The organism is Neorhizobium sp. LjRoot104 (assembly GCF_964253725.1).
In the GTDB taxonomy this organism is placed as follows: domain Bacteria; phylum Pseudomonadota; class Alphaproteobacteria; order Rhizobiales; family Rhizobiaceae; genus Neorhizobium.
Genome location: NZ_CAXURS020000001.1, coordinates 2,231,344 through 2,253,729 on the forward strand (window position 1 = coordinate 2,231,344; position 22,386 = coordinate 2,253,729).

Sequence of the window (22,386 nt, forward strand, 5' to 3'; positions counted from 1 at the left end):
CATCGTGAGATGGCCGTGGACGCGTACGGCAGTTCCCGAACGGAAGATAGAAGGATGCTCAAGACATCTTCGCCAGGAGCTACAGCCGGTGGATCTGCGGACGCGACGCCAAGATGAAATACCGCGATAGGTTGGTGCGCTTGCCGCTGCGGGTTGACTTGAGCGCTGAGCAGCGAGAATACGTGTTCAGTGTCTGAATGAAGCCATCGGCTGAGCGGGAGCATCGAGGGGAATGAAAATTCTGGTCACCGGCGGAGCTGGTTTTATCGGTTCGGCGGTTATTCGTCACATCATCCAGAATACCGGCGACCTTGTGGTCAACGTCGACAAGCTGACCTATGCCGGGAACCTTGAAAATCTGCGGGATATCGATAGCTCGGACCGCTACGCGTTCGAGCAGGTCGATATCTGCAATCGCGCTGAGATGGGACGGGTATTTGCCCAACACCGTCCCGATAGCATCATGCACCTGGCGGCGGAGAGCCACGTGGACCGCTCCATCGACGGTCCGGCAGCCTTTATCGAAACCAATATCTTGGGCACCTATGCCTTGCTGGAGGTGGCTCGCAGCTACTGGCAGGGGTTGGCCGATCAGCGCAAGCAGGCTTTTCGTTTTCATCACGTCTCCACGGACGAGGTTTATGGCGACCTGCCGCACCCGGCTGATGCTGACGATGCGGAACTCCATCTCTTCAAAGAATCGACCCCCTACGCTCCCAGCAGTCCTTACTCGGCCAGCAAGGCCAGCTCCGACCACCTGGTTCGCGCCTGGATGCGAACCTATGGCCTGCCGGTCGTAGTCACCAACTGCTCCAACAACTACGGTCCATACCATTTCCCGGAAAAGCTGATTCCCTTGGTGATCCTCAATGCGCTGGAGGGGAAAGCCTTGCCGGTCTACGGATCTGGCGATCAGATCCGTGACTGGCTATACGTCGAAGACCACGCGCGTGCGCTGTACAAGGTGGTCACCGAAGGTAAGGTCGGCGAGACCTATAACATTGGCGGCCACAACGAAAAGCAGAATATCGAGGTGGTACAGACCCTCTGCGACGTCCTGCAGGATTTGGCTCCTCCGGGTGCCGGACGATCGATGAAGACATACCGCGCGCTCATCACACACGTGCAGGATCGCCCGGGGCACGACCGTCGCTACGCCATCGATGCCAGCAAAATTCAGCGCGAGTTGGGCTGGCAACCGACCGAGACTTTCGAGACCGGCATCCGGAAAACCGTGCAGTGGTATCTCGACAACCTCGACTGGTGCCAACGCGTTCAGGCTGGAACATACCAGCGGGAACGTCTGGGGCAGATTCGCTAGCTGGTGAGGCTCTTTTCGTTGAGCGCATGGACCAAAACGAGGAGATTTTCGCCAGGTCTATGAATGACAAGTCATTCCAGAAAGTTGTGACAGGTAGGCTGTCCTCTGAAGCGTACCGGAAACTCCGCATTGCGGATGTGCCGGGACTGCCTGCCTGGCGCGCTTGCAAGGGTGCCTAGTTCACCCACCTTTGGGTACAGCCGCTTGAGCCGGAGGCGAACATGCCAAAGCGATCAACGACTTCCATGAAGCGACCCGACCGCTCAAAAGCGATGGAAAACAACATCCGAAAACGGAAATGGTGGGCCCGGAGGGCGTGCCCAGAGTCCAGCACCGTCAATAGGTTAACGTTTCAGGTTAGGTCAGTGCGTTCACATATGTTCTCATTGTGTCGGCTAACCGCTTGACGCCCTCCCCGATCTGCGGAATCTATCTCCTCGTCCCAGGGCGGCGGACACCAATCAATCACGACCGATGCGGCAGGTCTCGAACACGAGAGCGATTCCGCGTGCAATGGCAGAAGAAATACCGGTGGGTGCGGACGTGGCCAGGCGAAACGGGCTTGGATGGTAAGCCCCACGAGGACTACGTCGGCTACGATGGGAATGCGTATATCGGGAGAATCTATCTCGACCAGCAGACCCTGAAGGCCGGGAAGTGGCGTTGGGCAGGTGGAAAGCCGGAGAGGTGCCGCACCATGATGATGCCGAACAGCGGATGGCTTCCAACGGCTGCCGAGGCGGCAAGACAGGTCGAGGACTATTGGGATGCTATGCTTGCGAACACCAGGATACACAAGAAATGAGCGACGAACGCACTGCCCCCACCCCGCAGCGCCAGTGCATTTCGAGCATTGGTGCGAGCATCCCGGTTGCAAAATGTGGGGAGGATTCGGGTTTGAGCGCGACAAGTCCAAGACGGGCTGGTTTTGCATGGAGCATAGGCCGGAAACCTACCGCGGAATGCAGGTGCGCAGGAACTCAGAAATTGAGGTGAGGAAATGATAGGGGCGATCATCATCTGCGCGTCTCTGACCGCGGTGGACGGCGATACCGTGAAATGCGACGGGCAGAACATGCGCCTTCTCGGACAGGGTGTCGTTGACGTACGGGGCATAGACACGCCGGAGATCGGCAGTCATGCGAAGTGCGAGAAGGAGCGCAGGCTGGCGCTGATCGCCAAGCGCCACCTGAGCGACCTCATCCATGGGAAAACGATCAAGGTGGAGGCAAAGGGCATGGACGACTTCGATCGCCCGCTGGTGAACCTCTACCTCCCGGACGGGCGCGAGGTCGGCCAGATCCTGTTGAAGGACGGCACGGCGCGCGAATGGCGGCCAGGAAACAAGAACGACTGGTGCAAATAAAAAAAGGCCTCCCCCGCCCGTGAAGGCAGAGGAGGCCGTTAGGTCCGCCATGAATTGTGCGGATCAAATATGCTCATGAAATCGAGTGGCTATCAAGCCTGCCGGCGGATCTCGCGCTGGATGCGAAGCTCCTCCCGGACCCGTCCAAGCTCATCCGCGAGGTGGTCGCTCTGGCGGCTCATCTCCTCGCCGACGAAGATGATCTTGTGCAGCGCCGCTGTGTGGGCCTCAAGAGCGGCCGTGGCCTTGTTCAGTGCCGTTGGATCGACAATGACCGCCGCCACCTGGGCCGATGCTGCCGATGATGCCGGGGCGTGCTGCTGCCCCTGCCAGAGGCCGAAATACCGAACTCCGAATATGACTGCCAGAACGGCGCCGAAGGTGATGAGCGCCGGCATAGGGAGGCTACCGAGTTGTTCCATTCCTGATCTCTCCCTCGTCGTGCGCCGCACGGTGAATGTTGACCAGCTCGCCGACCGCAAAGAGCGGATAAATGGCGAGCCATGTCGAGACGACATCCGAGGAAGTAAATCCGTATGTGATGCCTGCCCAGATAACGCAGCCGACCGCCGCGGATATCTGCCTGATCTGCGGTGTAACCTTCTTCCTTGCGCCGTTGACGATCAGCCCCACGATCCGCAGGACGCCAACGAAGAACATAATCCACCCGAGAAGCTGCTCAGAATGGAATAGGTATCGGAAGGATGCCCATGCCGGTTGGTTGAACGTTTCGGTGGGTAGGAGCAGGATGCATCCGAAAAGGACCATGTGGCCGGCCATGAACCATTCCATCATCCGCGGGCCGAAGCGGTGCTGGATGCGTATCCAGATTCCGGGGCCCATGTAACCGTCATTCATTTCCAACATCCCTTCGAAGCGCCGAACTTGTTATGGGCGGCCACTTGGTTGGCAAAAGGGCGGTCCTTCCGCAGGATCGTTACCGACGTGTCCAGGCTCGGGTTCAGCCTCCCCCAGCCGTCGCACACACTCTGCAGTGTCTGGCTCGGACAACCCGAGAGCCCCACACAGAGCAGCGGCATCAGAAGCAGAGACTTGATCATCGATCGCGTTCCTTTCGCGGAGAACTTTGACGGAAGCGGTAAGGGCAGCCGTCGCAGCCATCTGCTTGCCTTCGGACTGGCCTACCCATTTGGCGGGATAGAAGATGAGGCCGCCACCTATCACCATGGCAGCAGGGAGTTTGACCCAATCGGGTAGGAGCGCGAGAAGCCCGAACATCAGCGTCTCTCTCCTGCCTGAAAGGCCTCGATACCCTTCATCTCACCGCGGCGGGCGATCAGCGCGATCGCCACCAACACCAGCGCCGCGCCGCCAAGCCATGCCCATCCTGGGATATCCGAGAACATTTCCTTCCACGGGTTGATCCAGCCCCGAACCGAATCCGCTTTGCTTGCGAGATCGCCGATGGAACCGACGCCAAGGCCGCCAGCAAGGCCACCTGCCCCTATCTTCGTTAGGAAGTTGGATTGCACCTCTGGGACCGCCTGGCGGACGGTAGCGGGCTCCGCGTCGTTCCGCGGCAGGTTTCGCGGACTGGCGTTGTCGAGTGCCTGCAGCAGACCATCGTCGATGATATCGGACACCGGGAGGTCGTTTTCATTGCGGAAGGCAAGGATCGCCGTCTTCGTCAGCTTGCCCATCTTGCCATCCGGGTTGCCGACTTCGGTATAGCCGAGTTCCTTCAGTCGCTCCTGCACGACCCGGACGGTGGTCCGATCGGTTTTACCGGCCGGCGCGATGACATTGGCAGAAACCTTCGCCGCGCCGGCAGTGAACGGGGTATCCTTGATCTTGGCCCACTTTGCATAGGCCGCCGCCATCTTCGTATCGTACTTGTTCTTGCGGTAGCCAGGACCATTCCAGACGCGCGCCACGACCGCCCAGGCATGAGCCTTGAGATCGTCCGCGATGTCCATGTGCTTGAGCAGGGTGACCGTCGCGGCAAGATGATTCTCCTCGTCCGCCATGAAGGCCAGCACCATAGCCTGAGGCGTGGCATAGCCGGCCCCTTTGCAGTTTTCGGCGAGGATTTGCGTTAATCCCCAGGAGGATGCCTTGAGCGCCGCGGTCTCGTCGATCGCCATCGCCTTCATGAGGCGCGGATAGCTGTCCTTCGGATAAGGCTTCTCGCCCCATTTGGCATAGGCCAGCCCTTGCTTGACCGCCTCGTCCCGCTTCTTGCCGGACAGGTTGCGATAGAAGACGTGCGGCTCGAACAAGATTTTCGGCCGCCCCTGGCTGTCGAAACCGGAACCGGCCGCCTCGACCTCCATAAATGCGTGGATTTCGTCTTCACCCACGCCGATCTCGGAGCCGATGCGGGGGATGTCGATATCATCCAGGCGCACGGCCGCGCCCTTGAAACCGTTGAACTCGGTCATGGGGGATGTCCTTGTGGGTTAGTTCAGAAAGGCTTTGCCTGCAGCTGGTGCCAGCCGCCATACGGTCGGTAGTTCCAGCCGATCCACGTGCCGCCGCCGCGGTAGCCGAAATATCGCCGGCCGGATGCGGACTGGACCACGGACCAGTAGGAATACGGTTTGTCCTTGCTCCCGGCCTCGAACACGAGCGTCGAGCCTTCCGTCGGGAAGCCGAGGACCAGCGCCGCGAATTTGTAAGCCGGGTTCCGGCAGACCCAGCAGGTGCGCTGCCACCAGAGTTTGAAGCCGGTCAGGTTCGGCTCATAGCCGGCCACGCCCTGGTCAATCCCGCCGTCGAGCGTGGCGTTGTGGGTGGTGAGGTAGGACAGCGGGCCGCCGATGGTGTTCTTGCCAGTGGCGATCGAGACCGCGGCGATCAGCGGCGAGAAGATGAATGCGAGCAGCGTTGCCAGCCACAGCAGCAAGGCAGCCGGCAGGAAGATCGCGACCGATAACGGTGCGAGCCGAAGAATTTTCCAGAACATGGGCTTCCTTGTTCGGTGGCGCTGGTTAAAGTGCGGACACCAATCTCGCGTTGAGTGGGATCGAGAAGAAATTGGAGAGATTTATGAAGGCGGCAATCATTGGCCCACGGTCGATGCTCGGTAGAGGGCTATCCAAGCAACTCAAGAGCGCGGGTATTACCGTCATCACGATCGGCCGCCATTCGGACGACGACATTCGCTTTGATCTGACCGAAGGCGCGCCGGATACGCGAGGTCTCACCGCGGACGTTGTATATCACTGCGCCTGCGCGTTCGGCGATGACTCCGAGCAAGGGGTAGTTCTCAACATGGCCTCGAACGGGGATAGCGCGCAGGCCGTGACGACGCTGACCACATCCCTGGGCGCATCTACCCTGATCTACGCCGGCTCTGTCCTTTCGGACCCGTCCGTCACGCCTGACGGACAATCATCCTACGGAATGACCAAGGGTATTGCGGAACTTTATTTCACGTGGGCGATGACGAAACGCATGTTTCGCTTCTGCAGTGTCCGCCTCGCCCAGCTTTACGACACGGAGGGCATGTGCAAAGCCCATCAGCCGTGGATCGGCGTGATCGTAACGAACGCTGCCAGCGGCGTTGATACGACCATGCCTCCTGCGGACGGCGCACCCCGCAATTACCTGCACGTCCAGGAAGCCGCCGCCGCGATGATTGCCGCCAACGACCTGGAATTAACCGGCATCGTGAACTTCACCAATCCACAGTCGGTCACCGTAAGCGACATCGCGAACGCCGCCTACGAGGCTTTCGGCAAGGGCGGCCGCGTGATCATCGACCCGGCGAAGGGATCGTTCAGGCCGATGTATTTCCCGGAGACATCCGCAAGCCTTCCGGATCCGAAGATTACCATGGACGACGGGATGAGGATGATCCGTGAGGCAGGAACGGCCCCTGGTTTTGCCAGAGGCTGATCACACTCGGCTAGGATGATTGGTCTCCGGCAACTAGGCCGTTCCAGTTCTCCGGGTATTCCCGCTCGATCCAGACCTGGTTCGCCACATCCCAGAGATCCCACGACGCGCGGGCGGGCGTGGTCTCAACGATATTGTCCGGGATGGCATAGGCGTACATCCCGGTCATGACATTGGTGTAGACCTCTTGGATCTCCAGCGGAGAATAACTCACCGTCGATGTCCACATGCCTGGGCTTTCCTCCCGGACGGCAAAGAACCTCTGGTGCAGAGGTGAGAAATCAAGTTGCGTAGCCATTCACATGTCTCCTCATTTAAAGTTGGCAGCCCAAGCACACTTTCCAATTGGCGACCGAGAAGCTTTCGTTGCCCGCGCCTGTGCCGCCGTTAACAGTCGTCGCCAACGCGGCGTTACCTATGCGGGCATAGATGTTTGTCGCGTCCGCCCACACTTCGATGCCGGCGCCGCTTACTGTCCCGACATTGTCGGTCTTGGTGCGCAACTCTATTCCTGCGGCGTAACCATTCGCCGTTCCTCCGGACGTGTTCACTACGCTGGCGTAGATAGAACTGATGTCCGGGGTCGCTCCAAGGCCGTGCGGAATTGTCAGTGACCCGCCCAGCGTCACCGTCTGTTGCGAACTCTTGAACCTTCCACTCAGCGGCACATTGCCCAGATTGACGTTGCGGTCTGGCATCGTAGCCGTGCGATCGGCCGTAAGCGCGGTGGTGACGATCTGCAACGCGCGTGGCGTGCCTGCGGCATTAAAGAGTTTGAACGATGCCGCTGCGAACTGTGCATTGGAAATCGTCCGGCCGGTGGCGAAAAGGCTGCTGATGAGGCCGCTGAAGGTGCCGATCTTAAGGACACCGCCGTCGAGGTACACGAACTGGTCTGTGTCCGCGAACGTGTTGTCCGACGTGGCTGCTGCTATGCCGGTCGTCACGTCGTCTGGATCGATCAGGCCCATCATTTGGGCGACGGTGATGCCGACCGTTATACCGTCTTTCATCGCCGGAACGACATGCTCTCGGCTTGGGATGGCTGTCGGAGGAAGATCTTCAATCGTGGTAGCCATGCAATCAAGCCCTCGCCATGATTTTCACGCCGCCGATGGGATTGTGTGTCACCGCTGCGGCATAGTCGCTCTGTACCGTTGCCGCGATGGTGTACCGGCTCGCGGATTGCGTCATTATCCGGTTGGCCCATCCGGAGATGACAGGAACCGAACCGCCAACCCCAGATTGGCCAGCGTAGCCAGAGGGAAGAATGACAGGCGTCCTCGCCCAATTGAGTGTGAATGACTTCTCATACTGAACGCAGTCATTGCCAGACGTCCCCGGCCCGGTGACGATCGTGCCGGCGCCGCTGTCTTCCTGCATTGTGAATAGGTCGATCTTGTTGGCCAGGTTGGTAATCGTTGGCACGTTGCTCGAATTGGTGATCACCCGGGCCACGAGCATATTGTCATAGGTGCTGTCGAAGCTGGCGTCGGTCTCGGGCAGCGTGCCGGGGTTATAGGTCCCAGATGCCAGATCCTTGAGCGTCAAGCCATCTGTCTTGTTCCAGCGCAGATGATAGGTCTTGCTGGCGTCGGTCGCGAAATCGGTCTGGACCGTCGTATAGGGCGAGATGCCCCGATGCTGGAACGTAACGCCCGCTGGCACGCGAACCTGACCTGTTCCTGGTGACACGACTGTAAAGTGGCCCGTGACGGTCTGGACTTCGGGGAAGATCGGGAGGCGCGAGGAGGCTTGCAGCAGGGTCAGGTAGGACGATGTATCGCCGCCACCTGTCGCGGCATCGATCATTTCCTGGATGGCTTGGCGCAGCTGCGTCATGTCGCCATTGTCGGGGGTCAGCCCGGCATGGGTGATGACCTCGCCTACTTCGGACCAGATCGCATAGAACATCCAGTTCCAGAGCGGGAGGCTGAACGGGCCACAGCCGAAGCCCGTTTCGATTTCGTCAGCAGTCGGCACCCGGCGCTCACCATCGTGAGCCCAGGCTGGGGAGAAGTCGGCCATTTCAGGATGTCCTTGTCAGCAGGAATAGGGTTTTAGATCAATCTCGCACATCAAATCCCCGCCCCGGGTAAGCGGGCCGGTCCAGATTTCCTCGCCGTCCTCGGTGACCAAGATGTCGCCGGATTCTGTCGCGATCGGGAGCCCGTCCATCTCCCAATCTTCACAAGGGCCGCCCCACCCTTCTCCGAACCCTGCCACAACAAAGGTGCCAAAGTGCCAGCGGGAGACGATCCCCGGAGCGATGGGGAGAACACGGGGCACGATCTGCAGGATCGATGTTTCCGCCTCCGTCAGGGCGCGGAACGGCGCAAGGACAACCCGCCCATGACCAGAGTCCAGAACAGCGGCCTGCTCCCCATAGATCGTTTGCAGCGCCGCGGTGAGATCCGCGAGGCTATACATCGACTGCATCTGGTAGGACCGGGCAACCAGCAGCTTCCGGTACATCTCGTCATCGTCGATGCAGATTTCGGAAATGCCGTCTTCGCCGCACCCATCCCACGACCCGACCTCGCAAGGGCCGATGATCGGGCGGACGGTGGGGACACCTTCGCATGCAAAGCCGTAGACCGGCTGCACATCGCAAACGCAGTGGCAGCGAGGAAAGCCCATCCGCTTGCCCACAAGCGTAAGCTGATCACCGACCGCTGTCCGCAGATCGAAATAGCTTGGTAGGTCGCAGATCGCCGCGTGGACCTCGGCCACCTTCCGCATGTAGGTGCGGATCATGTGGAGAAGCTTCGGGCTTTCTCGATACTGCGTCAGGACCCGGTTTATCCCGGCCTCGACTAGTTCCTCTGTATCAACGCAAGCCATTTAGGCCACCGTCACGGTGACGTCGGCCGAGGCGAGAGACGCGCGCTCGATGAAGGCGATGTCCACATCCTGGTTCTCGGCCTGGGGCAGCCCATCACGCTCGCCCTCGATCGAGACAACCTCGACATTCGAAAACATGCTCTCGATCACCGAGCGGACGCGGTAATAGGAGACGTTCTCCCCGTTCAAGAGGAAGATTGCCGAGAGGAAGGCGGCCTTGATGGCGGAAGCTGCCGGCGGCGGGCAGCCGAGGGCATCGCGGCGGGTGCGCACAGTGATGGTGAGCTCGACGGGGACCTCGATCGGGCGAAGGATGCGAAAGGACCGGCAAAAGCCGTCGATCACGCTCTCGACGATCTCGGTCCCGAAGACGGTAACACCCGGGACGATGTACTGCCGGATTGCCTGAGCGATGTCCTCGCCATCACCGCCCGTCACGGCAACACAGATGGAACCCGGCGGCATGCCATTCTCATCGACTTCGCCGGTGTCGTTCACCCAGACGTGGCTGTAGGTGACGCCGGGAAGCGCGCTGATGGCCCTGGTGATGTCCTGAAGGTCGATGCGCGCCTGTCCGGCGTTGGTGATTGCCAGACGGAACTGCTCATCGGTCGCCGTGCCCCGCCCAAGCAGGCGGAGACTGCCCAGGGTGTCGAGCCGGATGCCTTCGGCCTGGTCCGGATCGTAGGACTGATAGATGTCCTCTGCCATCTCCCATTCCTTCGCGATGATCTCCGACATCAGGCCGTTGATCTGGCCAAGCGGTGACTGAGGCGTCTGGATCACGCCGGGCCCGAACTCGGTGATCAGCGCCGCCTCGATCTCGGCGAGGATGGTTGTCAACGGCTTCCGGGAGAAGCCTGTCGGGAGGACGCCATAGTCGGTCATCAGATCTGGACCTCCTCATCAAACATGGTTGTGACGTTGACCGACCGGATCACGAGCCCGCGGGTGGCGCGATCGAACGAGACGGAGAAGGATGTGATCTCTTCCACCCCATCGGTTCCCAGCAGCTCGGCCTTCACCACTGATTCCGCGAGTGCCGGGTCATAGGAGCGGCCGAGGATGTCATCGAGCCACGGAACGCCGCAGGTCGTGTCGAGGAACCACTCTCCGGCGAACGTCTGAAGCCGCTGGCGAGCGTGCTGCCCGACGGCCAGTGCATCAGTCACCACCGCGAGATTGCCGTCAGCGGCCAGATACAGGTCATTGCTGGCCTGATCGATCGCGAGACCGAAACGAACGCTCATAATTGCATCGCCTGTAGCTTGTTGACGATCACCTGTAGCTGATCCGCGATGTCACCGTATTCCGGCGTGTGGATCAGTTCCGGCTCGGTCGAGAGGAGTTCGAAGCCGTTCCGCGTGGCGTCGATCGCTTCCGTGATCAGCTCGTAGACATCGCCCTCTGAGCCGACCAAGTTCATCTTGCCGTCCGGGCTGCCCTTGAGGCCGAAGTTACCCTGGGCATCGAACCGGATATGGGTGTTCTCCAGATCGATGTTCGGAATGTTCTGCGAAAGGCTTTCACCGCCGCTGAGCGAGGCCCGCATGGTCGAGAGGTGAAAGGCCCGGGCGTCGTAGGGAGCCGCATCGCCTCCCTCTTCGAATTCATCCAGCGCCCGCATCTGGGGGCTCAGCATAACCGGTGTCCCGACAGGCACGGGGATGGTGATCCCGGCATTGCCTGAAATCGGCTGGTCAAGCGGGACCTCAAACAGGACCGGCATATCGACAGGCACCCCGTTATGGCGCGGCTTATAGAGCGGCCTGACATCGACCGTGCGGCCGTTCCAGGCGGAGACAGTCACGCCGGGGATTGGACCCCACATCGCATCGCGCTCGTCCTCGGCGAACTTGCCGACGGCATCCTGCGCCGCGTTGGTCCGCTTGCCGACGTATCCTGGCATCTACTTCTTCCCCTCATCGACCTTGCCGGACTGGATCGCCTCGCCGCTCACATCGACCTTGAACTCGCCGTCCATGTTGTTGCCGGAGAAATTCACCTCGGAAACCCGATACATCCCATCGGCGGCGTTCATTTCCAGCGTTTGGCTTTTCACCTGCACCCGGCGGTTCGGCCGGATCTCGGGGTTCAGAAGCGCGGACACCCTCACCCCGTTGTCGGTGATGGCTGGCGTGCCGATCATGCCCGTCTCCGGTGTGATGAGTGCAACGGAGCCCACGAACCCGTTGCCAGGCACGATCTCGATCGTCTCGTTCTGGCTGGACCAGTAGAAGCCCTTGCCGCGCCCGATGGTGTCGAGTTCTCGCGTGCAGGAACCGCATACCGCATAGGGTCGCTTGAACGTCGGCTGCATGTCTTCGGGAAATTTCCATTCCCCGCGGCTGACGCCTTCCTTCTCCATCTGCTTGTAAACTTCCTCGACGACGTCCTTGACCGGCGTACCCGCCGGAAAGCTCTTCGAGATCGTTGCCCGGCGAAGTGCCCGATCGCCATCGCCGCAAGAGATGGTCGTCAGGATGTTCGGGCCTTCCCGCCGGTGCTCCACGTCGCGAACCGCGCCCTTGAAGATGATGCCAACGTTCCCGTCGCCGCCCGGTGGGATGTAGCCCGCCTCGAGCGTGATGTTGTCGAACTCCTTGCCGATCGAATTCCGGTGGCTTTCTTCAAGGTTGAATATCGTGATGTCCGCAGTGTTCTGCGCACTCGATATGCCCTTGCTGATTGAAAACTCGATGCGGATCTGATCCAGGGTCGAACTGCCCGGGTTGACGATGAACCCACCGTTGAACGTGGCTCTGACCTTCCGTAGATATTGATCCATCAGGCAGCCAGAGCCTCGGCCTCAGCATCGGTCAGATGATAGACCCGCACCTCTCCAGCGGGCAAAGCGGCCCGATCCGGAGCCGCGCCGGGCGTGACTGTGGCGGCAACGATCAATCCGAGCCCCAGATTGAAGGGCGCCAGCAGGTCGATACCCGTGACGATCCGGCGGCCGTGCAGAACGGGCTGGTCATCGATCGAGAGGTCGAAGCTCCAGCGGTCATTCGACTGGTTATAGCGGAGCCGAACGGTCACCCGCCGGCCGTTGATGATCGTGCCGAACTGCTGGTCGGCGTGGTCGGTGATCCGAAAGACGTTCATTGCGGTCCGCTCGGCATGGTAACGGGTGAAGGCGTCGAGCTTGACCCGAACATGGAGCTCAACACCGATTGATCGCGAGGGCCCGCAGACGAGAACGCGGCATCGCCACGCTGCACCGTCTGGCTTGCCCGGTTGGCGGTGGCGGCGTCTCCGGCCTTCCCTGACGTCGGTGGCGCGGCCCGGGTGCTCTTCTGGCCGCCGGCCTTGCCTCGCTCTCCACTGCCGCTGTCGCCATCCGGGTCAGCCGCGTAGGCGGTGCCCACGATAATGATCTCCTGAAGATCAACCTTCGCCCGGAGCACCTTCGAGAACATGGCGTCCCGCTCGGCGTCGATCCGCTTCACGAGCATGTTCGGGAAGACCGCCAGGCCAGTTACCAGCGTGAACGGCACCCGGCTTTCCTGAAACGCCACCAGGGCATTGTATGAAGCGGCCGCCGCCTCATTGGCGATGTCTAGCGTCACCCGCTTGGGCATGACCACCGCATGGTCGGTGATCTTGGCGCCGGTCTCGATCGGGATTTCGGTGATCTCCAGCTCGGCAGTCGGGCGCTCGGAGATGACGCAATCGATCGGTACCGGGCCGATGGCGGTCGAAAACAGGATAACCGACATCAGAAAGCCCCAGATTGGACGGTGCGCGTGGGTGGCAGATTGCTCTGCGCAGCCCCGGAGACCGCGCCGGCCGTCGCGTTGGCCGCTGCACCAGGCGCTTGCGTGGCCTGCTGAACGGTCTGGTTGACGGTGGTGTTGATCGTGGTCTGCCGATTGTCCTGCTTGTTGTCGTTCACGACGGCATTGGCCGCACCCGACTGTTCCATGCGGATGCGGTTGCCTTCCAGGTTCTCTAGCAGGGTCTTGTAGTCGAGAGCGTCCTGGGTAAAGCCGGCTTGAGGGTTCTCTGCAGGGCGATCGACGCGGCGGGAAGGCCCGTCCATGTAGATGAACTTGCCGTTTTCATCGTAGCCGCCGCTTTCGACATAGCCCGGCTGATCGGCCGGGTTCGGTACCGCGACGATGCCGGAAACCTTCTTGTCCAGATCGCCCTTCACGACGCCCAGATAGTCGAGACCAGCCTTTGCACCGGCAAACGCGGCCGCAAACGCCAGCAGGGCACCCGTCAGCGGGTTAAGGGCGGCCGTGAATAGCCCGAGGCTTGCCGCAGCCGCAGCAAGTGCCGTGGCGCCCGCAAGGGTGGCGAGGATCGTCTCAAGCGACTTTGCATCAATGCCGGTCAGTTCGGACAGCGCCTTCGCAAAATTCCGGATGACGCTTTCGCCGCCTTCGGCCCACGAGAGCAGGTCTTCGATGATCAGCAGCGACGATATGAAGGGGAATTTCACCGCTGCGATCAGACCGAGGCCCGTTGCGATGGCCGCGAATACCGTCGGGTTGATCGTGAAGAACTCCGACAGGAACTTGAGATGCCGCCGCATCCGATCACCGAAGTAGATCGCGGTGTCGAGCGTCTTCGCCATGGCCTGGCCGATCGAGGTTGCCCAGCGGTCGAGATACCCGTCGGCATCCATCCGGCCCATGAAGTCGATCAGGTCGCCAAGCTTGTTCTTGACGATCTGGAAGAAGCCCGAGTCCCCAATGCGGCGCTGGAAATCGACCCAGCTGTCGCCGAGGTTCGACATCATGCCGTTCCAGGTCTTTGACTGCCGGATCATCGCTCCATTGAAGCGCTGGCCGAACTGCTCCTGGATGAACTTGGTGATTTCAGCACCGGACTTCTTGACGGTCTTCGTCAGGTCCTTACCGTTTTGGCTCCACTTGAAGGTGACCTTATCCCCGGCCTGCTCGGCACGGATGCCGAATTCCTTCAGCCGCTCGAATTCGCCCGTGGAAGCATCGGCGACCATTTCGACCGCGGACATGAGCGACTTTCCCATGGCGCTCGATGCATCACCAAGGGATTCCATCAGGCCCGAAGTCGGGTCCATGCCATAGGCGCGAAGCCGGACGAACGCTTCGGTGAGCTCGGCCACCTCGAATGGGGTCTTCTTCGCGAATTCCGAGATCCAGTCGAGGGACTTCTGGGCCTTCTCGCTGCTTCCCTCGATAGTCTCCAGGGTGGCGGCATAGCCTTCGAACTGTGCCGACGTCGAGATGACGGACCGCCCCAGGGCCGCGATGCCTGCAGCCGCCGCCGCCCCTGCCACCGCGCCGATGCGGATGAGGCTCGCGGCGAACGCGCTGGCCTTACGCTGGGCGTTGTCGAGCCCGGCATTGAACTTGCGTAGCTCGCCCTCACCGCGCACATCATAGCCGAGGACGGCAACCAGTTCGTCAACGATCATGGATTGCAATCCTCTCCGAACACCGCCACATTCCACGCGAATAGCGAGGATGACGGATGATCAAAACTCTGGTGCTTCTCAGTGTGATGGCGGGAGCCACCGCGGCGCATGCACAGTTCAGCGCCAACGACTTCATGGCGGCCAATGAGGCGGCCCAGATCGTCGGCGGTGCAGACGCCTGCAAGCTCAAGCTCGATGACAAGAAGCTCGATGCTTTCATGAAGGGGACCGTGGCGAAACTCGATCCCACCGCCCTGATGCACTTCTCGAACGCCCGCCCCATACAGCAGCAGATCATCAGGGACATGAGCGACACCGAACGGCGCGCCCATTGCTCTCTGCTGACAGGGCTTGCCGAAAAGCGCGGACTTACTCCCTGACCGCCCTCTCCTGCATCGCCCCTTTCAGGTCGAGCGCTTCATGAGCGTCAAGGACATCCTGCAACGTGATCCAGTGCCGAAGGTCAGATTGGGTGTAGATGGGCGGTTCGGCCAGGACCGGCCGCCACAGCCACATATTGAGGTTCGGCGCGATCTTGGCGACCTCGCGATCGTTTAGCCCTTTGCCGTCGTTCCGCGGCTGCCACTCGCCAGGGCGCCGGAGAAAAAATCCCCGAAGACCTCTTTCAAAACGAAGACCGCCACGGGGATGATAGCGCCGAGGTTGGCGGAGAAGTCCCCGTCCAGATCCGCCTGATCATATTGGCCGGAAGGCCCTTTGATCTTCGCCAACCCGACGATGTCGCCGACGAGCCGGGCATATTCGTCCGGAGAGACCGAATTGAAGATGCCGGTGATGGCGGTGAGCGCTTCAGCCTCCGCCTTGGCCTTATCCTCTTCCGACACGCCCGGCCGGCGACTGGCGAGGATGCTAGGCAGCTTTTCGGCGAGACCGCCGGCAGCCTTCATCAGACGAGCATGAAGCTTCAGAGCCTCAGTTGCGAGGGGACGATCGACCTTGATCTCCATCCCCTTGATTTTGGCCTCAGCCATTCGGCACCTCCGGGTTATATTCGACCGCCCACAGCACCCATTCGCGGACGGTGGCGTTCTTGCCCTTGCTGTCGGCTGGCGCGGTCATGATGAAGCATTTGTCCGCCGACCCGCCCTCACCAGACACCGTGTCGATGAACTGGAAGGGAAAGGACGAAGCTGCGGCGCCAAGTGCCTGCTGGCGCTTCATCTTCTGGACAAGAAGCCGGTGGGTCGGGCTGGTGTGCATCAGCTTGACGCTGATGGTTGCCGACTTGTCAGCCGAGATCGAAAAGATGCCGGAACCGTCGGCCCCGACAAGCCCTGTGCCTCGATCGGCGCCGGGAGTGACGACGAGCGCGTCATCGCCGTCCCATGGTCCCTGCACCTGCCGTCCATCGACCGTAGCCGAGACGTTGGTGAAGGAATAAGCAGAAGAAATAGCCATCGATTATCTCCTTCAGAACGCCATCTGGTAGCGGATGGTGGTGTAGTGGACCGCGCCTGCGTACCGGAACCGGCACTGGATCGCCGGGGCGATACGGGCCTTGCGCTGGCTTTCCGGGACAGAGAAGACCGACGGGACGGTGATTTCCACGGCGGCCTCGTATTCCCCGGTTTCCTGGTTGATGTCCATGGCAATGAGCCCTGCTCGACCGGCCACCTGCATGACCGTCCGGACGGAACCGGCGAGCATCTGCATGCCGCCATCGTCGAAGGGGATGCGGGCATTGTTGAGCATGATGCCGAGCGCTTCCTCTTCGGTACGCGCGATGATCCAGTCCGTGGCGTGGATCTCGTCCAGGAAGACGTTCGCAGTCAGCGTCGAGCCGTAAACCGTGAAGTTCCGTCCGCCGATGTCGATATAGGCGTTCGCCATATGACCGGCGCTTTCTGACTGGCCTTCGCCAGGCGTAAAGCCGGTTACTGCCGTCAGATCCGCTGAGCTGATGTTGTCGGCCGCGATCCCGGGGAGGTTCTTGAAGGCCGCGGTGTAGGCAGTACCCGCATCATCAAAATCGCGGGTCTGCATGTAGCCCGCGAGCGATGCCGCTGGGTACAGGGCAGTGTTGGAGTGGAAGAATACGCCCGCACGGTCGAAATTTCCCTTGTTGGCGGCAGCCAAAGAGGTCGTGTCGGCGGGGTCGGTGGTCTCTTCGTCATTGCTATCAACGATAGCAAGCTTGTTGCGGGCCTGCGTCCACGTCAGGATTGCCGCAGTTGCCGCGACATCGCGAAGATTGGCAGCGATGGTCAGGAAATACCAGTCGTTGTCATAGGCCTCGAGCAGATCAAGCTGGGCGGCCAGTTCAGCGGTCGTCATGGTGCTGTCGTCCAGCACATGGCCGATCTTGATCTGCGTCGGTCGAGGGTTCTGCGAGAAGGCGGACAGGGCGGCCTTGTAGGCGCTGGTCGTGGTGGCCCAATCGGCGACAACCTCTTCGATCGAAGCGTAGAGCTTGGTCCTGGTGGTTGTGTCAACCTTTCCGGATACCGATTCGGTCGTGATGATGAGCTGCGTCCCGAAACCGCGGCGGCTCGGGAAGGCGTCGTTGCGCGTCAGGGAGACGTCGACGACCCGGTTGTACGGGATCACCGCCATGGCGATTTCCTTTCGTTGTAAGGGCTCAGTCTTCGGCTCGAACGATCTCGATGCCGTATTCTTCGATGGCGTCCACTTCGCCGACGCTGTCGCGGATGATGCCGTGGACGATCAGGTCCATCTGCGCCCGGGGCTGCCAGGCATTGTTGATCCAGTCCGGCACGTTCCGGATCTGGGAGATTTCATGCACGGTCAGGGCCGGGAAGAGAGGCTCCATCACCTGCGAAAGCTTGTGAGCCGATACGACCGGCCGTAGGATGTCCGTCGGGTCTGCCCCATAGGCATGAACCGAGAACCTCCACTCCATTTCGATCACCGGTGTGGCCGTGATCGTGGTGGTGCCGGCGTATTCGATGTCCATCGGTCGGTTATGCAACTCAGTGCTGCCAGTGAAGTTGACCACCACATACTGCCCGGTCGGCGCCGGACCGCCCTCGTGCGACTTGATGGTGGTCTTGCCGGTCTTGGCCCTTACCCAGCGGACGACGGCACTCCAGACTTCATCATTGGTCACGGATCAAGCCTTCCGATTGCAGCGCGATAGAAACCGCCATCCGCCCGAGGCCAGAGATGCATGACGCGGTAAGAGACACCTCCCGACGTGATCATGTCGTCCACCTTGACCTCCGAGCGCGACCACAGTAGCCACCGCGCCTCTGTCCGCATGCCCTCGGGGACATCCATGAGTTGGTTGCCGCTGGCGGGCTGGATAGCGGCGCGAATGGTGGCGGCATCTGGCGAGCCAGGAACCCACTCGCCATCGTCATTGTAAGCGCCGGCGGCTGCCCTGGTGCGGGTGACGTTCACCGCCTCACCATCAATTGCCACGGCCACGTCGATCATTCGTCTACCTTCCATGTGACGGCGCCGCGCATCTCGCCACTGTCGATCAGGGGATTGCTTGAACCTTTAAGAGCGATCGTCACGGGGCTGTTCGGCGGGTTCGACAGGGAGGTGATCTCGGCCTGAATGTCGCCCTGCGCCTTGATACCGAGCTTGGAAAGCACTGTTCGGAGGCCGGTTTCGCCCCGCAGCAGCTTCGCCGCGGAGTTTTTCATCCCGTCGCGATAACTAGCCTGGTTATCCCGGATGGCATTCCGCATGAATGGGCGCTCAGGGATGGGACCGCCCCAGCCACCTCCGGACGCCCCGCCCCTCGTTCCGAATTCGTTCCAGACAGCTTTCTGGATGTTGTCGGCGTCGGCCTCCCCCGCAGGGAATCCGACCTTGACCTTAGAGGGACCCTTGAGCCCCGCCGCCACCTTCTTCAGATCCACCCGCTGACGCCGTATCACCTTCGCCGTGAACATCGGAGGCCTCGCTATCGGTTTCTGCGTCTGCGGCCCGCTGTGTGGATTTCCGAGCCTTCTGGCTCGCGGGCTCGATGAGCTGAAGCACTTCGGAGGCCCGCACCAGCTTTTCACCGGGGCCGGAAAGGTCAAACTCGCGGGTCAACCGCGCGCCGATATGCCGGACGCCGTCCACGGTGTGGATGGGATGCTTGCTGTGGCTCGGGTTCTTGATCTTGAAGACGGTCATACCGCTATCGCTCCTGCGAAATTGAGGCGAAGCAGCGCAAGGTACTGCTGCCCGTAGGTTGTCGATCCGTACATAGATGCAATGCCGCCGCCTGAACCAGACGATCCGGAAGTTCCGGCAAACTCGACCTCGACGTCGCCGACCTTCCGTCGCTTGACAGCGCCAGTGGTGGCTCCTGAATTCTGACCGGAGGTGGTGCGCGCCGGTTCCCCGGCCATCGCCAGTTCGTGCGCGGCAAGCAGCATCTGGGCTTTTGCCCTGTCGCGATCCACCCACGTGTCACCGACTGCGGCGATCGCCTCGTCAAGCACCATCTGGACCAGAGCATCTGAGACGGGTTCGAACTCGGGATATCTGATCTTGAACTTCTCGACGGTCGGCGGTGTATAGGCCATCAGGCTCGACCTCCATGGAGTGGGAAGACCCGGCAGTCGCCCGCCGAGCCTGGTTGGTTACTGACCGGCCGACGGCTCTGCGAGCTTGGCGTCGATCAGCTCTTTCAGCTTGGCGTTCGAGATGTTGCCCGGGTAGTCAAGCCCCAACTCGTCGGCCTGCTTCTTGAGCTCGTCACGCTCGGTCGGCTGCTTGTCGGCCTTGAGCCTTTCGAGTTCGGCGTCCTTCGCTGCTAGCTGCTTCTTGAGCTCGTCGAGTTCAGCCGAACTGTCCGAGCCCGAAGTCTTGCCGGAGGCTTCACTCTTCTCAGGAGGATTGGCCGTGTAGCCGCCGGAGACCTTGAACCAGCCTGCAGCCTCGATGTGCTGCTGCTCGCGCTCATAGACCTCGGCCTCGACAGTCTGGCCCGGATCGACAAGAACCGGGCCGTTGATGGTGTTGACGCCGCGCGGGCCGGGCTGAGTGTTGGTGATCTTCATGACAGATCCTCCTTAGATGCCATCGAGGTAGCGGACCGACTTCGGCCGACGGATATCGACCCCGCCGATGCGGAAGAGGCCCGGAACGTCGAACCGAACCGGTCCGGTCTGCCATGCCGGCAGGAACCGGAAAGGCATGGGCAGGTGCATTTTCAGCACCTCGGGCGAACGGCGGTAGGCCACCATGCGCTTGGTGCTGGAGGCGCCGGCCGTGTCGAGGTAGCCGAACACGCCGCGGATGGTCAGCGGCTGGCCCGTGGTGCGGGTGTAGATGTTGTTCCGTTCGATCCATTCGAGAATGGTCGTCTGGTTGACAGCATCGATCCGGCGGGTGGAGAGATCCAGCAGTACCGAATACGGGAACAGGATCGTATCCGCGATCTCCGCACCGAGCGTGCCGGTGAAGATGCCCGTCAGCTGGCCGTTGACGTCCCGGAGGATCTGATCCGGCGTCTTGCTGGCGAAGGTCGTGGCCGAGCCCGTACCATCTGCCGGCGCGGTGGTGGCCGTCGGCGTCGATGCGTTGACCAGGCCGGTGAGGCCCTTGCTGGCATCGCCCCCGAAGGCAACGCTGTCGATCTTCTCTTCGGCGATCCGACGAGCGAGCGAAGCCTTGTCGGCGGTCAGGTTCATCCCGAGCAGCTGGGCGGTGCCGAGCTCTTCGATGTTGTACCCGTAGCCGATCGCCGCCATGCTGACGCTGGTTTCGAACTTCTCGCGGGTCAATTCGACCTTGGGGACGTCCTGGGCAGCGCCGTGGAACCATTCGGCCTTGCCGACGCCGTCCATGGAGAAGTAGGTGACGGACTGGATCCATTCCGGCGCCGAGGTGTCGACCGGAATCAGCTGGGCATACTGGATGTCCTGATACCGGATCGCGTAGACGGTAGGCTCGATCAGCGAGGCCTGCCGGATGAGAAAGCTCATCGCGACCTGCTGAGCGTCCTGCATGATGTGTGCGTTCATTGTGGAGCGCTCCTGTTAGCCGAGACGAAGGGCAGCGAGTCCGGCACCTGCGGTGCTGGTGTCCCACTGCGCGTTCGCGATGAGGGTGTTGGAGGTCGACGTCTTGGAAAGGACGCCGGTCGCCGGGGTGTAGTAGACGGGATCGCCGACCGCGACGGCTTCGGAAGCCGAGACGACGATGACGCCCTTCTTCATGACGGCGACATTGTCATACTGCTCGTACTTGCCGGTGGGCCGGGTCGTGTCTAGCACGGCGATACCGCAGAATTTGACCGTCGCTTCGGAGTCGACGACCTGGTTGTCGGCGGTGCCCTGAACGCACACCTTGCCGAAGCCGATGCCCTCGACGTCTTCCGCAAGGCGGGTGACGATGTCGTTCGGCTCCATGTTGAGGACCATGCCCTCGACCCAGCGAGTGTGCTGGGCAGCGTAAGTGGTCTGAACAGCAGGCATTATGCGGCTCCCTTGTTCTGGTTCATCCATGCCGTGGACATGTCACTGACCATGGCGGAATGAGCGGCGTTGGAATTGGTGGCATCAGCAGGCTTGACGCCACCCTTGAGGGCATCAGCGAACGGGTCGGCCGCCTTCACGTCCTTGGCGATCGCCTTAAACATGCCGGTGATTTCCGCGTCGGAGGCGTCCTTGGCCATCTCGTCGCCGAGCTTGGACTTGACCGCGGCGCGGCGCAGATCGTTGTCGGAGACGCCTGACACTTCGATCTTGCTGTCGATCGCCTTAATCGTGGTAACCAGGGCGGCGCGGTCGGCGACCAGCTTGTCGAGATCGGCCGGCTTCGGAGCGGCATCCTTCAGCTTCTGGTTTTCGGCCTTGAGGGTGCCGATTTCCTCGTCCTTGGCCGCGATGGAAGCGGCATGATCCTTGATCGCGTCGGCGATCTTGGTTTCAAGGGTCCGCTTGTCACCGAGCAGTTTTTCGATGGCCGCTGCGCCTGCATCGGTCGTTTCGACCTGCAAGCCATCGACCAGCATCTTACGCAGAGCATCAGCCATGGGGCTTGTCCTTTCATCTGCTGTCTGGGAGTTGACGGGACTGGCGCCCCACTTATCCGCACCGTCACCGATGCGAAGCTCTGCCCCGCCGCGCGCCTGATCGACGATCGCAACGTGGTTCATCTTGAAATCCGACATGATGGCGTCGAAGGTTTCGCCGGAGGGCGTCACCCCGTCGGCAAAGGTGATCTCTGCGCTGTAGCCCATGGAGAGCTCGCGCTTGCCGTCCTCGACAGCCTTGATGGCCTTGGCGTCCCTAAGCATCATCGGGACGCGGACGAATTCGCCGTCGCGAAGCACGTCGTCTCCGACCTCGCCGACTGCCAAGTCCTTCCAAGTGTCGGCCGATACGCCGCTTTTCGGATGGTTGATCGTTACCGGGACGCCGGCATAGCTTGCGATGGCGTCCTTCTTGAACACCTCGCTTTCCGGCCGGTAGACCCGCACGGTGGCTTTGTCCTTCACGCCTACCTCTGAGCCGAGATAAAGCTGAACGTTGCCACCACGGGCGACCTTGGCCGAAACAACGCCATAGCCGTCAGCCGTCCGACGGATAGCCCCGTCGAGCGTCAACCTGTCAGTGAATTGCATGGACATGGTCCCTTTGATGCGGTTACATC

At 61.1% G+C, this 22,386-nt stretch carries 33 protein-coding genes; 6 read left to right on the plus strand and 27 right to left on the minus strand.

The features are described from left to right. Window positions 1-232 precede the first annotated feature (232 nt). The 3 genes from rfbB to ACSQ8R_RS11165 all read left to right on the plus strand — a co-directional run bounded on the left by rfbB (window position 233) and on the right by ACSQ8R_RS11165 (window position 2,687). Entirely contained in the window at window positions 233-1,321 is a 1,089-nt protein-coding gene (gene rfbB, locus ACSQ8R_RS11155) for a dTDP-glucose 4,6-dehydratase (RefSeq protein WP_436253407.1), read from the plus strand. A gap of 562 nt (window positions 1,322-1,883) precedes the next feature. After that, window positions 1,884-2,126 (plus strand): hypothetical protein, encoded by a 243-nt coding sequence (locus ACSQ8R_RS11160; protein WP_436253408.1) that lies wholly within the window; start codon window positions 1,884-1,886, stop codon window positions 2,124-2,126. A gap of 195 nt (window positions 2,127-2,321) precedes the next feature. After that, window positions 2,322-2,687, plus strand: a complete 366-nt coding sequence (locus ACSQ8R_RS11165) for a thermonuclease family protein (RefSeq protein ID WP_436253409.1) — start codon at window positions 2,322-2,324, stop codon at window positions 2,685-2,687. A 92-nt stretch (window positions 2,688-2,779) separates the two neighbouring features. Here the strand turns inward: ACSQ8R_RS11165 and ACSQ8R_RS11170 are convergent, their stop codons facing one another. Together ACSQ8R_RS11170 and ACSQ8R_RS11175 are read right to left on the minus strand one after the other, a co-directional pair. After that, window positions 2,780-3,109: a hypothetical protein gene (locus ACSQ8R_RS11170; RefSeq protein ID WP_436253410.1), complete on the minus strand. Its 330-nt coding sequence runs from the start codon at window positions 3,107-3,109 to the stop codon at window positions 2,780-2,782. Continuing rightward, a complete protein-coding gene (locus ACSQ8R_RS11175; RefSeq protein ID WP_436253411.1) occupies window positions 3,093-3,545 on the minus strand; it encodes a hypothetical protein in 453 nt (150 codons plus the stop codon). Before ACSQ8R_RS11175 ends, ACSQ8R_RS11170 begins: the two co-directional genes overlap by 17 nt. Before the next feature lie 195 nt (window positions 3,546-3,740). Between ACSQ8R_RS11175 and ACSQ8R_RS11180 the strand changes: the two genes are divergently transcribed. Continuing rightward, complete coding sequence (locus ACSQ8R_RS11180; protein WP_436253412.1) at window positions 3,741-3,905, plus strand: hypothetical protein; 165 nt, start codon at window positions 3,741-3,743, stop codon at window positions 3,903-3,905. A 20-nt stretch (window positions 3,906-3,925) separates the two neighbouring features. Here ACSQ8R_RS11180 and ACSQ8R_RS11185 read toward each other — a convergent pair whose 3' ends face one another. After that, window positions 3,926-5,089, minus strand: coding sequence for an N-acetylmuramidase domain-containing protein (locus ACSQ8R_RS11185; protein WP_436253413.1), 1,164 nt, complete (start codon window positions 5,087-5,089; stop codon window positions 3,926-3,928). A gap of 23 nt (window positions 5,090-5,112) precedes the next feature. After that, window positions 5,113-5,613 carry a DUF7338 family protein gene (locus ACSQ8R_RS11190; protein WP_436253414.1) on the minus strand — a complete coding sequence of 167 codons (501 nt, stop codon included), beginning with the start codon at window positions 5,611-5,613 and terminating at the stop codon, window positions 5,113-5,115. Between the two features lie 83 nt (window positions 5,614-5,696). Between ACSQ8R_RS11190 and ACSQ8R_RS11195 the strand changes: the two genes are divergently transcribed. After that, window positions 5,697-6,548, plus strand: coding sequence for an NAD-dependent epimerase/dehydratase family protein (locus tag ACSQ8R_RS11195; RefSeq protein WP_436253415.1), 852 nt, complete (start codon window positions 5,697-5,699; stop codon window positions 6,546-6,548). Between the two features lie 10 nt (window positions 6,549-6,558). Here the strand turns inward: ACSQ8R_RS11195 and ACSQ8R_RS11200 are convergent, their stop codons facing one another. The 11 genes from ACSQ8R_RS11200 to ACSQ8R_RS11250 are packed head-to-tail and all read right to left on the minus strand — an operon-like array spanning window position 6,559 to window position 14,802. Beyond that, window positions 6,559-6,846 carry a hypothetical protein gene (locus ACSQ8R_RS11200; RefSeq protein WP_436253416.1) on the minus strand — a complete coding sequence of 96 codons (288 nt, stop codon included), beginning with the start codon at window positions 6,844-6,846 and terminating at the stop codon, window positions 6,559-6,561. 16 nt (window positions 6,847-6,862) lie between these two features. Then, entirely contained in the window at window positions 6,863-7,627 is a 765-nt protein-coding gene (locus ACSQ8R_RS11205) for a hypothetical protein (protein WP_436253417.1), read from the minus strand. Window positions 7,628-7,631: 4 nt separating this feature from the next. Next, complete coding sequence (locus ACSQ8R_RS11210; RefSeq protein ID WP_436253418.1) at window positions 7,632-8,576, minus strand: hypothetical protein; 945 nt, start codon at window positions 8,574-8,576, stop codon at window positions 7,632-7,634. 15 nt (window positions 8,577-8,591) lie between these two features. Beyond that, window positions 8,592-9,392: a DUF2612 domain-containing protein gene (locus ACSQ8R_RS11215; protein ID WP_436253419.1), complete on the minus strand. Its 801-nt coding sequence runs from the start codon at window positions 9,390-9,392 to the stop codon at window positions 8,592-8,594. After that, complete coding sequence (locus ACSQ8R_RS11220; protein ID WP_436253420.1) at window positions 9,393-10,280, minus strand: hypothetical protein; 888 nt, start codon at window positions 10,278-10,280, stop codon at window positions 9,393-9,395. Next, entirely contained in the window at window positions 10,280-10,642 is a 363-nt protein-coding gene (locus ACSQ8R_RS11225) for a hypothetical protein (protein ID WP_436253421.1), read from the minus strand. Before ACSQ8R_RS11225 ends, ACSQ8R_RS11220 begins: the two co-directional genes overlap by 1 nt. Continuing rightward, on the minus strand, window positions 10,639-11,301 hold the full coding sequence (locus ACSQ8R_RS11230) for a Gp138 family membrane-puncturing spike protein (RefSeq protein WP_436253422.1): 663 nt from the start codon (window positions 11,299-11,301) through the stop codon (window positions 10,639-10,641). Before ACSQ8R_RS11230 ends, ACSQ8R_RS11225 begins: the two co-directional genes overlap by 4 nt. Next, the gene (locus tag ACSQ8R_RS11235) at window positions 11,302-12,180 is read right to left on the minus strand and encodes a phage protein (RefSeq protein WP_436253423.1); all 879 of its coding nucleotides are present in this window, start codon (window positions 12,178-12,180) and stop codon (window positions 11,302-11,304) included. Next, complete coding sequence (locus ACSQ8R_RS11240; RefSeq protein WP_436253424.1) at window positions 12,180-12,500, minus strand: phage baseplate plug family protein; 321 nt, start codon at window positions 12,498-12,500, stop codon at window positions 12,180-12,182. The genes ACSQ8R_RS11235 and ACSQ8R_RS11240 overlap by 1 nt, the downstream gene beginning before the upstream one ends. After that, a complete protein-coding gene (locus ACSQ8R_RS11245; protein ID WP_436253425.1) occupies window positions 12,497-13,114 on the minus strand; it encodes a phage baseplate protein in 618 nt (205 codons plus the stop codon). Before ACSQ8R_RS11245 ends, ACSQ8R_RS11240 begins: the two co-directional genes overlap by 4 nt. Then, complete coding sequence (locus ACSQ8R_RS11250; RefSeq protein WP_436253426.1) at window positions 13,114-14,802, minus strand: tape measure protein; 1,689 nt, start codon at window positions 14,800-14,802, stop codon at window positions 13,114-13,116. Before ACSQ8R_RS11250 ends, ACSQ8R_RS11245 begins: the two co-directional genes overlap by 1 nt. A 56-nt stretch (window positions 14,803-14,858) precedes the next feature. Between ACSQ8R_RS11250 and ACSQ8R_RS11255 the strand changes: the two genes are divergently transcribed. Next, window positions 14,859-15,182: a hypothetical protein gene (locus ACSQ8R_RS11255; RefSeq protein ID WP_436253427.1), complete on the plus strand. Its 324-nt coding sequence runs from the start codon at window positions 14,859-14,861 to the stop codon at window positions 15,180-15,182. Window positions 15,183-15,356: 174 nt separating this feature from the next. Here ACSQ8R_RS11255 and ACSQ8R_RS11260 read toward each other — a convergent pair whose 3' ends face one another. From ACSQ8R_RS11260 to ACSQ8R_RS11315, 12 genes are read right to left on the minus strand one after another with little or no spacing between them, the layout of a single operon-like run. After that, window positions 15,357-15,794 carry a phage tail assembly chaperone gene (locus ACSQ8R_RS11260; RefSeq protein ID WP_436253428.1) on the minus strand — a complete coding sequence of 146 codons (438 nt, stop codon included), beginning with the start codon at window positions 15,792-15,794 and terminating at the stop codon, window positions 15,357-15,359. Further along, on the minus strand, window positions 15,787-16,221 hold the full coding sequence (locus tag ACSQ8R_RS11265) for a phage structural protein (protein WP_436253429.1): 435 nt from the start codon (window positions 16,219-16,221) through the stop codon (window positions 15,787-15,789). Before ACSQ8R_RS11265 ends, ACSQ8R_RS11260 begins: the two co-directional genes overlap by 8 nt. Window positions 16,222-16,233: 12 nt before the next feature. Then, entirely contained in the window at window positions 16,234-17,376 is a 1,143-nt protein-coding gene (locus ACSQ8R_RS11270) for a DUF3383 family protein (RefSeq protein ID WP_436253430.1), read from the minus strand. Window positions 17,377-17,401: 25 nt separating this feature from the next. Then, entirely contained in the window at window positions 17,402-17,890 is a 489-nt protein-coding gene (locus ACSQ8R_RS11275; RefSeq protein WP_436253431.1) for a phage neck terminator protein, read from the minus strand. Continuing rightward, window positions 17,887-18,219, minus strand: coding sequence for a hypothetical protein (locus ACSQ8R_RS11280; protein ID WP_436253432.1), 333 nt, complete (start codon window positions 18,217-18,219; stop codon window positions 17,887-17,889). Before ACSQ8R_RS11280 ends, ACSQ8R_RS11275 begins: the two co-directional genes overlap by 4 nt. Further along, complete coding sequence (locus tag ACSQ8R_RS11285) at window positions 18,216-18,653, minus strand: hypothetical protein (protein WP_436253433.1); 438 nt, start codon at window positions 18,651-18,653, stop codon at window positions 18,216-18,218. The genes ACSQ8R_RS11280 and ACSQ8R_RS11285 overlap by 4 nt, the downstream gene beginning before the upstream one ends. Next, the gene (locus ACSQ8R_RS11290) at window positions 18,610-18,915 is read right to left on the minus strand and encodes a hypothetical protein (protein ID WP_436253434.1); all 306 of its coding nucleotides are present in this window, start codon (window positions 18,913-18,915) and stop codon (window positions 18,610-18,612) included. Before ACSQ8R_RS11290 ends, ACSQ8R_RS11285 begins: the two co-directional genes overlap by 44 nt. Beyond that, entirely contained in the window at window positions 18,912-19,310 is a 399-nt protein-coding gene (locus tag ACSQ8R_RS11295; RefSeq protein WP_436253435.1) for a DUF4054 domain-containing protein, read from the minus strand. The genes ACSQ8R_RS11290 and ACSQ8R_RS11295 overlap by 4 nt, the downstream gene beginning before the upstream one ends. Window positions 19,311-19,367: 57 nt before the next feature. Next, window positions 19,368-19,787 (minus strand): hypothetical protein, encoded by a 420-nt coding sequence (locus ACSQ8R_RS11300; RefSeq protein WP_436253436.1) that lies wholly within the window; start codon window positions 19,785-19,787, stop codon window positions 19,368-19,370. A gap of 12 nt (window positions 19,788-19,799) precedes the next feature. After that, window positions 19,800-20,753: a DUF2184 domain-containing protein gene (locus ACSQ8R_RS11305; RefSeq protein ID WP_436253437.1), complete on the minus strand. Its 954-nt coding sequence runs from the start codon at window positions 20,751-20,753 to the stop codon at window positions 19,800-19,802. 15 nt (window positions 20,754-20,768) lie between these two features. After that, entirely contained in the window at window positions 20,769-21,206 is a 438-nt protein-coding gene (locus ACSQ8R_RS11310; protein ID WP_436253438.1) for a DUF2190 family protein, read from the minus strand. Beyond that, on the minus strand, window positions 21,206-22,357 hold the full coding sequence (locus ACSQ8R_RS11315; RefSeq protein WP_436253439.1) for a DUF2213 domain-containing protein: 1,152 nt from the start codon (window positions 22,355-22,357) through the stop codon (window positions 21,206-21,208). Before ACSQ8R_RS11315 ends, ACSQ8R_RS11310 begins: the two co-directional genes overlap by 1 nt. Window positions 22,358-22,386 lie beyond the last annotated feature (29 nt).

What these genes read in the sequence shown, in the direction of transcription:
- rfbB (WP_436253407.1), top strand. Translation starts at nt 233, where the DNA reads ATGAAAATTCTGGTCACCGGCGGAGCTGGTTTTATCGGTTCGGCGGTT.
- ACSQ8R_RS11165 (WP_436253409.1), top strand. Translation starts at nt 2,322, where the DNA reads ATGATAGGGGCGATCATCATCTGCGCGTCTCTGACCGCGGTGGACGGC.
- ACSQ8R_RS11170 (WP_436253410.1), bottom strand. Translation starts at nt 3,109, where the DNA reads ATGGAACAACTCGGTAGCCTCCCTATGCCGGCGCTCATCACCTTCGGC.
- ACSQ8R_RS11175 (WP_436253411.1), bottom strand. Translation starts at nt 3,545, where the DNA reads ATGAATGACGGTTACATGGGCCCCGGAATCTGGATACGCATCCAGCAC.
- ACSQ8R_RS11185 (WP_436253413.1), bottom strand. Translation starts at nt 5,089, where the DNA reads ATGACCGAGTTCAACGGTTTCAAGGGCGCGGCCGTGCGCCTGGATGAT.
- ACSQ8R_RS11190 (WP_436253414.1), bottom strand. Translation starts at nt 5,613, where the DNA reads ATGTTCTGGAAAATTCTTCGGCTCGCACCGTTATCGGTCGCGATCTTC.
- ACSQ8R_RS11195 (WP_436253415.1), top strand. Translation starts at nt 5,697, where the DNA reads ATGAAGGCGGCAATCATTGGCCCACGGTCGATGCTCGGTAGAGGGCTA.
- ACSQ8R_RS11200 (WP_436253416.1), bottom strand. Translation starts at nt 6,846, where the DNA reads ATGGCTACGCAACTTGATTTCTCACCTCTGCACCAGAGGTTCTTTGCC.
- ACSQ8R_RS11205 (WP_436253417.1), bottom strand. Translation starts at nt 7,627, where the DNA reads ATGGCTACCACGATTGAAGATCTTCCTCCGACAGCCATCCCAAGCCGA.
- ACSQ8R_RS11210 (WP_436253418.1), bottom strand. Translation starts at nt 8,576, where the DNA reads ATGGCCGACTTCTCCCCAGCCTGGGCTCACGATGGTGAGCGCCGGGTG.
- ACSQ8R_RS11215 (WP_436253419.1), bottom strand. Translation starts at nt 9,392, where the DNA reads ATGGCTTGCGTTGATACAGAGGAACTAGTCGAGGCCGGGATAAACCGG.
- ACSQ8R_RS11220 (WP_436253420.1), bottom strand. Translation starts at nt 10,280, where the DNA reads ATGACCGACTATGGCGTCCTCCCGACAGGCTTCTCCCGGAAGCCGTTG.
- ACSQ8R_RS11225 (WP_436253421.1), bottom strand. Translation starts at nt 10,642, where the DNA reads ATGAGCGTTCGTTTCGGTCTCGCGATCGATCAGGCCAGCAATGACCTG.
- ACSQ8R_RS11230 (WP_436253422.1), bottom strand. Translation starts at nt 11,301, where the DNA reads ATGCCAGGATACGTCGGCAAGCGGACCAACGCGGCGCAGGATGCCGTC.
- ACSQ8R_RS11235 (WP_436253423.1), bottom strand. Translation starts at nt 12,180, where the DNA reads ATGGATCAATATCTACGGAAGGTCAGAGCCACGTTCAACGGTGGGTTC.
- ACSQ8R_RS11240 (WP_436253424.1), bottom strand. Translation starts at nt 12,500, where the DNA reads ATGAACGTCTTTCGGATCACCGACCACGCCGACCAGCAGTTCGGCACG.
- ACSQ8R_RS11245 (WP_436253425.1), bottom strand. Translation starts at nt 13,114, where the DNA reads ATGTCGGTTATCCTGTTTTCGACCGCCATCGGCCCGGTACCGATCGAT.
- ACSQ8R_RS11250 (WP_436253426.1), bottom strand. Translation starts at nt 14,802, where the DNA reads ATGATCGTTGACGAACTGGTTGCCGTCCTCGGCTATGATGTGCGCGGT.
- ACSQ8R_RS11255 (WP_436253427.1), top strand. Translation starts at nt 14,859, where the DNA reads ATGATCAAAACTCTGGTGCTTCTCAGTGTGATGGCGGGAGCCACCGCG.
- ACSQ8R_RS11260 (WP_436253428.1), bottom strand. Translation starts at nt 15,794, where the DNA reads ATGGCTGAGGCCAAAATCAAGGGGATGGAGATCAAGGTCGATCGTCCC.
- ACSQ8R_RS11265 (WP_436253429.1), bottom strand. Translation starts at nt 16,221, where the DNA reads ATGGCTATTTCTTCTGCTTATTCCTTCACCAACGTCTCGGCTACGGTC.
- ACSQ8R_RS11270 (WP_436253430.1), bottom strand. Translation starts at nt 17,376, where the DNA reads ATGGCGGTGATCCCGTACAACCGGGTCGTCGACGTCTCCCTGACGCGC.
- ACSQ8R_RS11280 (WP_436253432.1), bottom strand. Translation starts at nt 18,219, where the DNA reads ATGATCGACGTGGCCGTGGCAATTGATGGTGAGGCGGTGAACGTCACC.
- ACSQ8R_RS11290 (WP_436253434.1), bottom strand. Translation starts at nt 18,915, where the DNA reads ATGACCGTCTTCAAGATCAAGAACCCGAGCCACAGCAAGCATCCCATC.
- ACSQ8R_RS11295 (WP_436253435.1), bottom strand. Translation starts at nt 19,310, where the DNA reads ATGGCCTATACACCGCCGACCGTCGAGAAGTTCAAGATCAGATATCCC.
- ACSQ8R_RS11300 (WP_436253436.1), bottom strand. Translation starts at nt 19,787, where the DNA reads ATGAAGATCACCAACACTCAGCCCGGCCCGCGCGGCGTCAACACCATC.
- ACSQ8R_RS11305 (WP_436253437.1), bottom strand. Translation starts at nt 20,753, where the DNA reads ATGAACGCACACATCATGCAGGACGCTCAGCAGGTCGCGATGAGCTTT.
- ACSQ8R_RS11310 (WP_436253438.1), bottom strand. Translation starts at nt 21,206, where the DNA reads ATGCCTGCTGTTCAGACCACTTACGCTGCCCAGCACACTCGCTGGGTC.
- ACSQ8R_RS11315 (WP_436253439.1), bottom strand. Translation starts at nt 22,357, where the DNA reads ATGCAATTCACTGACAGGTTGACGCTCGACGGGGCTATCCGTCGGACG.